This is a genomic window from Paenibacillus haidiansis (genome assembly GCF_036553665.1).
Lineage (GTDB): Bacteria > Bacillota > Bacilli > Paenibacillales > Paenibacillaceae > Fontibacillus > Fontibacillus haidiansis.
In genome coordinates this window covers 103,109-115,682 of sequence record NZ_JAZHPZ010000002.1, presented here as the reverse complement: position 1 = coordinate 115,682, position 12,574 = coordinate 103,109, and the positions used below count along the sequence as shown (strand labels likewise).

11 protein-coding genes are annotated in these 12,574 nt (G+C 52.0%); 10 read left to right on the top strand and 1 reads right to left on the bottom strand.

Features of this window, described 5'->3' with window-relative positions:
- Positions 1-33: 33 nt before the first annotated feature.
- The 7 genes from V3851_RS04905 (at position 34) to dut (ending at position 7,990) form a co-directional block, all read left to right on the top strand.
- Positions 34-981, top strand: a complete 948-nt coding sequence (locus V3851_RS04905; protein ID WP_331845404.1) for a bifunctional riboflavin kinase/FAD synthetase — start codon at positions 34-36, stop codon at positions 979-981.
- A 161-nt stretch (positions 982-1,142) separates the two neighbouring features.
- Positions 1,143-1,412 carry a 30S ribosomal protein S15 gene (rpsO, locus tag V3851_RS04900; RefSeq protein ID WP_331845403.1) on the top strand — a complete coding sequence of 90 codons (270 nt, stop codon included), beginning with the start codon at positions 1,143-1,145 and terminating at the stop codon, positions 1,410-1,412.
- A 436-nt stretch (positions 1,413-1,848) separates the two neighbouring features.
- Positions 1,849-3,954 carry a polyribonucleotide nucleotidyltransferase gene (gene pnp / locus V3851_RS04895; RefSeq protein WP_331845402.1) on the top strand — a complete coding sequence of 702 codons (2,106 nt, stop codon included), beginning with the start codon at positions 1,849-1,851 and terminating at the stop codon, positions 3,952-3,954.
- An 89-nt stretch (positions 3,955-4,043) separates the two neighbouring features.
- The gene (locus V3851_RS04890) at positions 4,044-5,138 is read left to right on the top strand and encodes a DUF3626 domain-containing protein (RefSeq protein ID WP_331845401.1); all 1,095 of its coding nucleotides are present in this window, start codon (positions 4,044-4,046) and stop codon (positions 5,136-5,138) included.
- An 87-nt stretch (positions 5,139-5,225) separates the two neighbouring features.
- Entirely contained in the window at positions 5,226-6,215 is a 990-nt protein-coding gene (locus V3851_RS04885) for a polysaccharide deacetylase family protein (RefSeq protein WP_331845400.1), read from the top strand.
- An 82-nt stretch (positions 6,216-6,297) separates the two neighbouring features.
- Entirely contained in the window at positions 6,298-7,551 is a 1,254-nt protein-coding gene (locus V3851_RS04880; RefSeq protein WP_331845399.1) for a M16 family metallopeptidase, read from the top strand.
- Positions 7,541-7,990: a dUTP diphosphatase gene (gene dut, locus V3851_RS04875; RefSeq protein WP_331845398.1), complete on the top strand. Its 450-nt coding sequence runs from the start codon at positions 7,541-7,543 to the stop codon at positions 7,988-7,990. The genes V3851_RS04880 and dut overlap by 11 nt, the downstream gene beginning before the upstream one ends.
- Before the next feature lie 277 nt (positions 7,991-8,267).
- Here the strand turns inward: dut and V3851_RS04870 are convergent, their stop codons facing one another.
- A complete protein-coding gene (locus V3851_RS04870) occupies positions 8,268-9,728 on the bottom strand; it encodes a S41 family peptidase (RefSeq protein WP_331845397.1) in 1,461 nt (486 codons plus the stop codon).
- Between the two features lie 168 nt (positions 9,729-9,896).
- Between V3851_RS04870 and dpsA the strand changes: the two genes are divergently transcribed.
- The 3 genes from dpsA (at position 9,897) to V3851_RS04855 (ending at position 12,507) form a co-directional block, all read left to right on the top strand.
- On the top strand, positions 9,897-10,796 hold the full coding sequence (dpsA, locus tag V3851_RS04865; protein ID WP_331845396.1) for a dipicolinate synthase subunit DpsA: 900 nt from the start codon (positions 9,897-9,899) through the stop codon (positions 10,794-10,796).
- Positions 10,793-11,386 carry a dipicolinate synthase subunit B gene (locus tag V3851_RS04860; protein ID WP_331845395.1) on the top strand — a complete coding sequence of 198 codons (594 nt, stop codon included), beginning with the start codon at positions 10,793-10,795 and terminating at the stop codon, positions 11,384-11,386. Before dpsA ends, V3851_RS04860 begins: the two co-directional genes overlap by 4 nt.
- An 86-nt stretch (positions 11,387-11,472) precedes the next feature.
- Positions 11,473-12,507, top strand: coding sequence for an aspartate-semialdehyde dehydrogenase (locus tag V3851_RS04855; protein WP_331845394.1), 1,035 nt, complete (start codon positions 11,473-11,475; stop codon positions 12,505-12,507).
- The last annotated feature ends 67 nt before the right edge of the window (positions 12,508-12,574 follow it).

Genomic DNA, 12,574 nt, shown 5'->3' with positions numbered 1-12,574 from the left:
GCGAATCCGTGAGAAATTGCAGGTGAAACAATTTTGGAAACGATAAATTTGACTTATCCATTGAAGGACGACCTTATAGCTTCCCTAGCCAAGCCGCAAGTGCTGGCGATCGGCCAGTTTGACGGGCTGCATCTCGGCCATGCCAGCGTCATCGAAACCGCGGTCAAGCTTGCGGGAGAGGCCGGACTTCCTTCCGCGGTTATGTCTTTCCATCCGCACCCGAAAGAGGTCATGAAGAAAGGCGATTACGAGGGTTACCTCACCCCGCCGAGGGAGAAGGAGCGCGTTCTTCGCGGGATGGGCGTGGATTACTTATATATTGTGGAGTTTAATGAAGCATTCTCGCGTGTCAGCCCGGGCGATTTTGTACGCGGCATGCTGATGCCGCTGCAAACACGAACTGTGGTTGTCGGCTTTGATTTTCATTATGGTTTCCGTGGCGAAGGAAATGCGGAAATGCTGCGCGAACTGAGCGGGAACACCTTGGATGTGCATATCGTGCCTCCGTTTCTGATCGAAGGGGAGAAGGTCAGCAGCTCGGATATCCGCAAAGCTTTGCAGGAAGGCAATGTCCGGCAAGTCGACCGCTGGCTGGGCCGCCCCTATACGATGACAGGGACGGTGATGCACGGGGAAAAACGCGGGCGTTTGCTCGGGTTCCCGACGGCCAACCTGCAGCTTGACGAGCCTTATGTGCTGCCGGCCAAAGGCGTATACGCCGTCCGTGTAAATTATGGGGGAACTTCGCTGTCCGGCGTAATGAACGTAGGCGTCAAACCGACGTTTCACGATGATGCGCTGCGGCCTTCGCTGGAAATTCATTTATTCGATTTTCATAGCGATTTGTATGGCGAATCTCTGCTTGTGGAGGTTTACGAATTCATCCGCGAGGAGCGGAAATTTGCCGGAGTCGATGAACTGGTGGCGCAAATTACGAAGGATGCGGAGACCGCAAAGCAGCTCCTTAGCTGCGAGGATTGAGCAAAGGCGCGCGGCATTTACTTTTGTACCGTATTTATGCTATACTAATATACGTTGTTTATGTGAAGATATTTCACTTAAACAGGATAACCTTGGCTTGGTTGCCGGTCTCACCGTCCGGTTACTAGGCTAACGGCGATTAGATAAAGGAGGTGAACAGGATGGCATTAACTCAAGAGCGCAAGCAACAACTGATTGAAGAGCACAGAACTCATGAATCCGACACAGGATCCCCAGAGGTGCAAATTGCTATCCTTACGGAGAACATCGTGAATTTGACGGACCACTTGCGTACGCACAAGAAGGACCATCATTCCCGTCGCGGTCTTCTGAAAATGGTCGGTCAACGCCGTAAGCTGTTGGCTTACCTGAAGAACAAAGACGTTAAACGTTACTCCGCTTTGATCGAGAAGCTCGGATTGCGTCGTTAATTTGCCTTTGTTTTACCGAAAGCAGCCTGGCCCGCGCCGATTCGCCGATGAAGCGAACCGGCGCGGCTGCCGGGTTGCTTTTTAAAAGGCTGGAAATGTATACGTTTTTGCAGAGCTCTATATAACGCCCCTTAAGCTCCGTCAGGAGCTTTTGTTAGCTGGAAAACCTCCATCTAATTCCGCCAAAGGCTTCTAGTTTTAGTATAAAGCAGGTAATTAGCGGGAGGTTTTCCAGTTAGCTTTAGGAAATTCGGGTGAATTAGCGCTGCTTATACGGATGTTCCGGCCGATGACGCCGCAAGGCGTTTTTTCTTGTGGGATGGACAAGTTTCATCGCATCTCTGCCTTCTCCGCATGACTCTTGTTTATGAATCGGGGAAAAGCAGGAAATAATGAGACTTGTACCGAACTGTTATTTGTGATAAGGAGGGATTTCATGGAAAAACATGTAAAAATGCAGTTGGGAGGAAGACCTCTTATACTGGAAACCGGACGTTTGGCTAAACAGGCGAACGCAGCGGTAATGGTACGGTACGGCGAGACGGCTGTATTGTGTACGGTTACGGCCTCCGCGGAGCCGAAGGATCTCGATTTTTTCCCGCTGACGGTTAACTATGAAGAGAAGCTGTATGCCGTAGGTAAAATTCCCGGCGGGTTCATCAAACGGGAAGGGCGTCCGAGCGAGAAAGCGATTCTGGCCAGCCGTTTGACCGACCGCCCGATCCGTCCGCTGTTCCCGGAAGGGTTCCGCAATGACGTGCAGATCGTGAATCTGGTCATGAGCGTGGATCAGGACTGCGAACCCGAAATCGCCGCAATGATCGGCACTTCGGCCGCACTGAGCATCTCCGACGTGCCGTTTAACGGACCGATCGGCGGGGTGGCTGTCGGCCGGGTTAATGGCGAGTTCGTGATCAACCCGAATATCGCCCAACAAGAGGCGAGTGATATTTACGTCGTTGTAGCAGGTACTAAAGACGCGATCATGATGGTAGAAGCGGAAGCGAATGAAGTTCCTGAAGAAGTAATGCTCGAAGCGATTATGTTTGGTCATGAGGAGATCCAAAAGATCGTAGCCGTTATCGAGGAGCTTGTATCCATTGCCGGTAAGGAAAAAATGGAAGTGAAGCTGCACGCCGTCAATGATGAGGTAAACAATGAGGTCCGTGCATTTGCCGCAGACCGTCTTGTGGAGGCCGTGAAAATAGCCGAGAAGCATGCACGCCAAGACGCGATCGATGCGATTAACGATGAGACGGTAGCCCATTTCGAGGAGAAGTACATAGATTCTCCGGAGCTTCTTGCCGATGTCAAAGAAGTGCTTCATGATATCGTCAAGGAAGAAGTGCGCCGCCTGATTACGCATGACAAAGTCCGTCCGGACGGCCGAAAGCTGAATGAAATTCGTCCGATCGAATGCGACATCAGCCTGCTGCCGCGTACGCACGGTTCGGGTTTGTTTACCCGCGGACAAACGCAGGCTCTCAGCGTATGTACGCTTGGCGCTTTGGGCGATGTGCAAATCTTGGACGGCATCGACCTGGAAGAATCGAAACGGTTTATGCACCATTATAACTTCCCGCCGTTCAGCGTCGGCGAAGCCCGTCCGCTGCGTGCGCCGGGACGCCGCGAAATCGGTCACGGGGCGCTTGGCGAAAGAGCCCTGTCGAAGGTCATCCCGCCGGAATCGGAATTCCCGTATACGATCCGCCTCGTGTCGGAAGTGCTGGAATCCAACGGTTCGACTTCGCAGGCCAGCATTTGCGCCAGCACACTGGCGATGATGGATGCCGGGGTACCGATCAAAGCTCCTGTTGCCGGCGTGGCGATGGGTCTGATCAAGGACGGGGAACATGTCTCGATTTTGACGGATATCCAGGGGATGGAAGACCATCTCGGCGATATGGACTTCAAAGTGGCCGGAACCTCAGAAGGCGTTACCGCGATTCAAATGGATATCAAGATCGACGGCATCGACCGTCAGATTTTGACGGATGCGCTGACTCAAGCCCGGGAAGGACGCATGTTCATCCTCTCCAAGATGCTGGAACGCATTCAGAAGCCGAAGGAACATTTGTCTCCTTATGCGCCTAAGATCATGATCATGAACATCAATCCGGACAAAATCCGCGATGTGATCGGAGCCGGCGGTAAAGTCATCAACAAGATCATCGAAGAAACCGGCGTCAAGATCGATATCGAACAGGATGGCCGCGTATTCATCGCTTCGGCCAACGAAGAGATGAACAACAAAGCGCGCTCCATTATTGAAGGCATCGTGAAGGAAGTCGTGGTCGGCGAAATTTATGTGGGCACGGTGAAACGGATCGAGAAATTCGGCGCCTTCGTGGAAATTTTGCCGGGTAAAGACGGTCTTGTGCATATTTCGCAGCTTTCGGCGGAACGGGTCGGCAAGGTGGAAGATGTCGTGTCCATCGGGGATACGGTCACCGTTAAAGTCACGGAAATCGACCAGCAGGGTCGGGTCAACCTTTCCCGCAAAGCGGTATTGACCGCTCAAACGGAAAACTCGCCGTCCTGATTGCTGCAAGCACATCTTGCTGCGGAAAAAGAGGCAGAATGAATCAATTCTGGCTCTTTTTTATTTTTTCGAAGGGAGACCGACGTTTCGTGGAACTGTCAAAATCGCAATCTTCGGCATTGGAGTACATTACCGGATATGCGCGGACTTACAAGCGGGAGGCCGAACAGACGATTTCTGAAGTGCTTCACATGTCCAATATTTCAAAACATGAATATGAAAGCGCGGTTCTGAAGCTAAAATCCCACGCGAAAATCGCGCTCCATTTCCATCCCGACCGCCCGGTATCGAACGGACTAAATATTGCCGATCTACTGCTGGAACAAGGCGAATATAAAAGCCAGTTTGAAACCTTTATATCGAACGGAAGTGTGTCCGCTTATCCCGGCGGTCTGCGCGATAACTGGGAAAAGAAGCTTTTCGGCGGGGCCTACCAAGAGGAAGGAACAACCGGCCGTGAACGGCCCAAATACGGGGCGTTAAACCTGATGCTGCACGCGGATGGACCCGCTCCTCGGTTCGGCTCCTGCTACCTTCTTCTTTCGCCGTCCGTATCTCGCCGTTCTACATACACCTATTTGGATTCAAACGAGGATACCAAAGAAAAGGGAACCTATGCCGAGTTCGATTTGATTATGGCCGCTCTGATGAAGGAAACCTTTATAAGAGACTCTGCCCTCGGCGAAAGAAATTTGACGCCGTCCAAATTGGTTCATCATCTGCTGCATCAATTGGAGTCTCCGGTTGCCGAAATCATCGGGAAGGAGCCGAACCGGAATTTAAATTTTTATATAGAAGCTCAGGTTCACGGCAGCGTATCTCTGCGCGAGGATGCGGAAGCGTTGGTTGCGGATCCTTCCTTTATCGGAACCGCTGTCGGGGATACCTTGGAGCAATTATGCGAGAAGTATCGGATCGAGCTTTATTGGCATAAGGGTTCCGTGCTTCAGGTGAAGGAGGTTCCGGCGGATTTCCGCGGCCCGTCGATGCCTTCTTTGGCCGAGCGAGTCGCGCATCATAATAGAATCGATGCGTACCGCATCGGCTTGGCCGCGGCGGATTTGAAGCGGGATCCGGCGTCGTGGGGCGACAGAGGGAACTATGAGGAGGTTCTTCAGGAGCTAAAGCTGTTGTGGCATGTTCTGGTGAAATACGGAAAGCCGGCGATGAAGTCTTCCATGTAAAGCCCTCCGAAAATTTCGCTTGTCCGCATAAAACAGCGCCGCCGCTCATATGATGAGGACAAAACCCCTTGAAGGGATGAGTCTGTCATGAATCGGAAAAAAGCCGGAATCGTAATGCTTTGCCTTCTTCTCGTGTTTGTACTGGGGCAATTTGCCGGGATTCGCGAATTTGTGGAGGGAGGCGGCAACAACCGCGAAGGCGAACAGGACGCATTTGGGGATTTCGCCGATAGCCGGGGGGAAGAGCGGTTATTGGCGAAAATCACCGAGGAGGCGGCCAAACGGAGAATCGAACCGGTAGACGCCGTTGTGGACCGGGTATGGCACGCGATTCCGGGCTATAACGGCCGGGAAGTGGACATTCAGGGCACGTTTCAGAAAGCGCGGTTAAAGCCGGAAGGCGCGGAAATCGAGTATGTCTATAAGGAAATTAAGCCGAAAGTCAATCTGGACGATTTGGGGGCGCATCCCGTTTACCGCGGCAATCCCAATAAGCCGATGGTCGCTTTCATGATCAATGTCGCCTGGGGCAACGAGTATATTGTGCCTATGCTGGATACGCTGGATGAGGCTAAAGTGAAGGCGACGTTCTTTTTTGACGGGAGCTGGCTCAAGAAGAACGCCGATTTGGCAAAAGAGATTCAAAAACGCGGGCATCAGTTGGAGAACCACGCATACTCCCATCCCAATATGAGTCAATTGGAAGACAGCCGGGCCAGGCTGGAAATTTCGAAGACCAAGGATTTGTTGAAGGAAACGCTCGGCGTGGAAAACCGCTGGTTTGCTCCGCCATCCGGGGATTTCGACGACAGAACGGTGACTTTGGCCGCGGAGCAAGGGTTAAAAACAGTGCTGTGGACAGTCGATACGGTCGATTGGAGAAATCCGCCGGCCGACACCGTCATTAACCGAATCTCTAGCAAAGTGGGACCCGGATCGCTGATTCTGATGCATCCGACCGCTTCCTCCCGTGACGCCCTGAAAGGGATGGTCAAGGTGATCCGAAGCAAAGGGCTGCAACTGGGGACGGTGGACGAGACGCTGTCGCCGGATCGGGTAGATGTGCCGCAGAGTTGAGGAAAGTGATTTTTTTTGGTAGGATATTGTTGCATTTGAAGTATGTTTTTTATGCTTCGTAAAACTTTTAGGAGGGCCAGTCGTGAACAAAACGCAGTTAAAAAACGGCCTTCGGGTGGTTATGGAGAAAATACCGACCTGCCGCTCGGTGTCGTTCGGCATATGGGTGAAGACCGGATCCCGCAATGAGACGCCTGAGCAGGGCGGAATTTCGCATTTTATTGAACACATGCTGTTCAAAGGCACGGAGCGGTACAGCGCCAAAGACATCGCCGAACAATTCGACGCGATCGGCGGCAATGTGAACGCCTTCACATCGAAAGAATATACGTGCTTCTATGCCAAGGTGCTGGATGAGCATTTGCCGATAGCCGTGGATGTGCTCTCGGATATGTTTTTCCGCTCGTTGTTTGATGGAGAAGAATTGCGCAAAGAGAAAAATGTGATTGTGGAAGAGATTTCGATGTACGAGGATACGCCGGACGATATGGTCCACGATCTGCTGGCGGAAGCTGCGTACGGCAGCCATCCGCTTGCATTGCCCATCCTCGGCACGGAAGAGAAATTGCGCGTCATGGAGCCGGATCATTTGCGGGCATATATGAGAGAGAAGTATACGATCGAGAATACGGTCATCGCGGTCGCGGGCAATATCGATGATTCGATTCTCGAACTGCTCGAGAAATACTTCGGAGATTTCGCCAACCATGGCGGCGCGGATTCGCTTTCGGCTCCCGACTTTCTCGGCGAGCTCAAATTTTTCCGCAAAAAAACCGAACAGAATCATATCTGCCTCTCTTTTCCGGGGCTGCCGATCGGAGATAAGAATCAGTACGCGATGGTGCTGCTGAACAATGCGCTCGGCGGGGGCATGAGCTCTCGGCTGTTCCAGGAAATACGCGAAAAAAGAGGCCTGGCTTACTCCGTCTATTCCTATCACAGTTCCCACGCGGACAGCGGTTTGTTTACCGTGTATGCGGGAACGGCGCCGAAGCAGACGAAGGAAGTCCTCGATTTGACCACGGAAATTTTGCATGAGGTGGCGGAGAAGGGGATTACGGACAGCGAGCTGCATAAGGGCAAGGAACAATTAAAAGGAAGCCTGATTCTGAGCCTAGAGAGCACCGGAAGCCGAATGAACCGCCTGGGCAAGAACGAATTGATGACGGGGCGCCATTATACGCTGGATGAAATGATCGCCCAAATTGAAGCCGTAACGATGGATCATGTGAACGACGTGCTGAAAACGATGTTCAGCCGGCCCTATGCGCTCGCTATGGTCGGCGCTTCGGACCGCGCGTTGGCGGGAATAAGGAGAGATGAACTTGTCATTTGAAGTACAGATCAAGAGAATTCAAGGAAACGAAGATATCGAGCTGCCGCGCAAAATGTCGGAGCTGGCCTCCGGCTTTGATTTATACGCGGCGGTAACGGAGGATATGACGCTGCTGCCGGGGCAGCGCGGCCTGGTACCGACCGGGATCGCCATCGCCATGCCCGGGGGGCTGGAAGCCCAAATCCGCCCGCGCAGCGGGCTGGCGAACAAGCACGGCGTCACCTGCCTGAACACGCCGGGCACGATCGACGCCGATTATCGCGGGGAGATCAAAGTGCTGCTGATCAACCTGGGCCAGGAGCCGTTCATGATCCGGCGCAATGAACGGATCGCGCAAATGGTGTTCCAGATCGTACCGGAAGTAAGTCTGCTTCAAGTGGACGAGCTCTCGGAAACAGAGCGTGGAGCCGGAGGTTTCGGGCATACCGGAACCAAGTAACGTATCGGGCGCAGGGCGCCATTTTCTAACGGACAAACGGGGCGCCATTTTGAGCAAACCGGCATTGTAAAATTTTTAACGGACACGTAGCCCTTTATTCAACGGAATTTTTCGTGAAATAGGGTAATTCCTAAGATTTAACGGCCCTAGTGTCCGTTAATTTCTAAAATCAGTGAACTTTCGGGGATTAACGTCCCTCATGTCCGTTATGTCTCAAAAATCGGGGTTGTCACTTAAGGTTCTGACCTTAGGAGACAACCCTTTTTGTTTATACTATCTATTTCGTCTCTTGACTTATGATTTCTTTTAATTTCTCCATCTGTGGATCTCGGCCGTCGATAATATCCTGTCTGGTCGTGTGCACAAGAATGTCGGGCATCAGCGCGGTTTCCGCATCCAGTTCGCTATTCGGGCGCTTGAACTGTTTATAAGAAACGGTGAATTGGAAGCCGGAATGCGGTAGCGAAAATCTAAGAATATCTCCGTAGCTTGACGGCTGATTGCCGGTCGGTTCCCCGATGACGGTTCCGAGTTGGTTATCTTGAATAACTACGGCAAACCAATTGCCCGAACTAAAGGTCTTGGGAGAAGTAAGAACATACAGTTGTCCGGAAAAGGAGGGAGTACCGGGATTTGTTACATGCACCTGATATGGATCATAAGCTATGTACCCACTGTCCTGTTCTTCACCTCTTTGTTCGGTCGCTTGTTTTGAGTAGCGTACCAGGCCTGTATAACTATTGTACTTATTAAGCCCGTTCATATAGCGTAAAAATTCATCTATCACTCTTGAGTCTCCGCCCGTATTGTTTCTTAGATCAACTGCGACGCGCCGAATGTTGCGACTTGCCGCTTCGGTAAAAAAGCTCTCCACAATATCGATATAATCTTGGTTGAAGTCACAAGTATTAATGCGCAGGGTTCCTATTGACAACTCTTCATCAAAACTGTAACCATAATCCGTATTCCCGGTAACGTAAGGGGTCTGCATTGTCTCCCAGGGGCTCGAAGGATTAAAACGCAATTCCAAATTCAGAAGATTGCCTTCACGCTCAACCGTAACAGGAACCTTTCCATTTTGAACGAGGTCTAAATGCCGTAAAAAGGCGCTGCTCTTAAACATGCCGACTCCGCTGATTTTAACCCATTGTTCATTTTCCGCGGGTACTACCCGGGTTAGTTCCTTTAACAGCTCGTCTGGGGCAAGTCCGCCTACGTTCACCAACAAATCTCCGCGCTTGAGTTCGTGTACGGAATTCAACACAACCGGCCCCTCTTGAGTCCAATAGATTGGCAATGTGATCGCCTCACTCCCGGTAAAAAAAGGGCTCATTGCCGTATGCCCATCGTGAAGCAAAGTAACGATATTATTCGCGGCAAAATAAAACTCCTCTTTCGTCAGAGGCTGCTGAATCTGATTATAAATTTCGCCGATCGTATGCCGCTGACTCTCGCTCCATCCCTCAATTAAGGAAGGGTGCACCTCTTCCAGCGTCTTCACCAAAAAATCCAAATCTTCGGTCATCTCTTGTACAGTCATGGTTGCGGGCTGGGCGGCGGTATAGTCCGCCGCATTTGCGGAGAGGGTCCCTTCCAAGGGGGAGGTTTCCTCCAATGCGGGCTTAGCCGGTTCGGAACCGGAGCCTTTGCCCCCGTGATCTGGATAGAGCAAAATGACCAGTACGCCGAGAAGCACAATCAGGGCGCCTGTACCAAACCTAATTAACGTTTTCCTCATAAGATATCGAAGCTCCTCTTCTAATTTGTTCCATTTTAGGGGCTTGCGATATGGATTTACTATGAATTTTTGCACCTAAGCCAAAGGAAAACATCAGTCTTTCACCACTTTATGGGCTCCGGCATAAGATGCTTTATACTTTGTGGCCTGGAAGGAGTGCCGAATTTGATGTTAACCGGTCTAACAATCGTCTTTTTGGGCGGAGATGCCCGCCAGGTGGAAGTGATCAATAAATGCGTGGAAATGGATGCGACGGTGCGCGCCGTCGGGTTTGAACGGCTGGGCACTCCCCTTGTCGGCGCCTCTTATCATACGCTGACTCCGGCTTTGCTCGAGGAAGCGGATGTCATCGTGCTTCCGGTAGTCGGCTGCAATGATCAAGGGGAGATAGACGCTCCATTTTCCACCGGTACATTGACGCTTAAGAAAGAACTGTTTTCCGCGGTGAAGGAAGGCGTTTTGGTTTATACAGGTATGGCGAAGAACTATTTGAAGAAGCTGACAGAAGAATGCGGCCTACGCCTGATCGAAATGCTGGACCGCGACGACGTGGCGATCTACAATTCGATTCCGACCGCCGAGGGTGCGGTGATGATGGCGATTCAGAATACGAATATCACCATCCACGGTTCGATTTGCATGGTGCTGGGGATTGGACGAACGGGATTCACTCTGGCGCGGACGCTGCAGGGATTGGGAGCGAATGTGCAGGTGGGAGTACGGAAGGAAGCGGATTTCGCCCGGGCGGTGCAAATGGGCTGGAAGCCTTTTGCAGCAACGGATTTGAACGCTTACACGGGCGCCGTTGACTTGATTTTTAATACGATTCCGACTATGATAGTCACAGCGCAAATCATCTCGAAATTGTCCCGTGAGGCGGTGATCATCGACCTTGCTTCGGCTCCCGGCGGAACGGATTTCCGCTTTGCCGAGAAACGCGGAATCAAGGCGCTCCTTGCTCCCGGTTTGCCCGGAATCGTCGCTCCCAAAACGGCCGGAATCATCATGGCGAATACGCTCTGTCAGTCGATTCTGGAGGAGTTTCATTTACGGGGGGATGAAGAGTGAACTGGCAAGGGAAAACGGTAGGATACGCCGTGACGGGATCGCATTGCACATTGGCCGAGGTTATGCCGCAAATTCAGCGGTTTGTCGACGACGGGGCCAAGGTGGTGCCGATTATTTCGAACTCCGTTTTGAGTACCGATACCCGGTTCGGCAAATCGGAAAATTGGCAAAAACAGTTGAAAGATATAACAGGGAATGATATCATTTCTTCAATTGTCGACGCCGAGCCGCTCGGGCCGTCCAAACTGCTCGATGTTTTGGCGATCGCTCCCTGCACGGGAACTACGACGAGCAAACTTGCGAACGCCATGACCGACAGCCCCGTGCTGATGGCCGCCAAGGCGACGCTCCGCAACGGGCGTCCGGTCGTCATTGCGGTGTCGACCAATGACGGATTGGGGTTCAATTTGGCGAACATCGCCAAGCTGCTCGTGGCCAAGAACATCTACTTTGTTCCGTTCGGCCAGGATAATCCGGATAACAAGCCCAATTCGCTTGTGGCGCGGATGGACCTTGTGCCGGAGACTTGCTATGCGGCGATGGAAGGCAGACAGCTTCAACCGCTTATTATCGAGAGATTCAGAGACTAAAGACCGATTATTCCGTTTTCATCAATTTCTAGTGGATCCATATTATTCATTATAAATAGTTTTATAGAGAAGGGGAGACGTGCCAGATGAGCAATAGGAAATTTAATGTCGCCGTAGTCGGAGCGACGGGTGCCGTAGGGGAACAAATTATCGGGTTATTGGAGAAAAGGGACTTTCCGGTAGAGAAGCTCAAGCTGTTGTCTTCCGCCCGTTCCGCAGGAACCGTGCTCCGCTTTAAGGGACAGGAAATTACCGTTGAAGAAGCTGGCCCGGACAGCTTTGAGGGCATCGATATCGCGCTGTTCAGCGCGGGAGGAGATGTCAGCAAAGCGCTTGCCCCGCACGCCGTACGCCACGGCGCCGTCGTGATTGACAATACGAACGCCTTCCGGATGGAAGAAACGGCGCCGCTCGTCGTGCCGGAAGTTAATGAACATATGATCGACAAGCATCAAGGCATCATAGCCAATCCGAACTGTTCGACCATTCAAATGGTGGCGGCTCTCAAACCTTTATACGACCGTTACGGTATTTCGCGGATTATTGTCTCGACCTATCAGGCGGTATCCGGCGCTGGTGCGAAAGCGATCAACGAAATGAAGCGCCAGAGCAAAGCGGTTCTGGAAGGAACCGCGGTCAATCCGGATATTTTGCCGGTCGGATCCTTGCCGGTAAAACATCAGATCGCCTTCAACGCGGTGCCGCAAATCGACAAATTCCAGGATAACGGCTATACACTGGAAGAAATGAAAATGGTCCGCGAAACGAAGAAGATCTTCGGGGACGACTCCATTCAGGTTACGGCGACTTGCGTCCGTATTCCGGTGGTGTACGGCCATTCCGAATCGGTCTACGTCGAGCTTAAGAACGATTACGAGCTCGAGGACATCAGAAGCCTGCTTGCGAACGCACCCGGAGTTACCTTGGTTGACGATCCGTCAACACAAAGCTATCCGCTCGCGACGGACGCCGCCGGCAAGAGCGATGTGTTCGTCGGCCGGCTGCGCCGCGACCTTGACCATCCCCGCGGGCTGAATCTGTGGATCGTTTCGGATAACCTGCTCAAAGGAGCGGCCTGGAACGCCGTACAGATCGCGGAAATTATCGCGGCCCGGCAATAATCTCCGCTTAATCGCTTATAAACGTAAAGAACAACGGAAGAATCAACGTTGAATGTTGCTTTGCTCC

Bases quoted from the DNA above. Each gene is read 5' to 3' on its own strand.
- V3851_RS04885 (WP_331845400.1), top strand. From the start codon at position 5,226: ATGAATCGGAAAAAAGCCGGAATCGTAATGCTTTGCCTTCTTCTCGTG.
- V3851_RS04870 (WP_331845397.1), bottom strand. From the start codon at position 9,728: ATGAGGAAAACGTTAATTAGGTTTGGTACAGGCGCCCTGATTGTGCTT.
- V3851_RS04855 (WP_331845394.1), top strand. From the start codon at position 11,473: ATGAGCAATAGGAAATTTAATGTCGCCGTAGTCGGAGCGACGGGTGCC.
- dpsA (WP_331845396.1), top strand. From the start codon at position 9,897: ATGTTAACCGGTCTAACAATCGTCTTTTTGGGCGGAGATGCCCGCCAG.
- rpsO (WP_331845403.1), top strand. From the start codon at position 1,143: ATGGCATTAACTCAAGAGCGCAAGCAACAACTGATTGAAGAGCACAGA.
- pnp (WP_331845402.1), top strand. From the start codon at position 1,849: ATGGAAAAACATGTAAAAATGCAGTTGGGAGGAAGACCTCTTATACTG.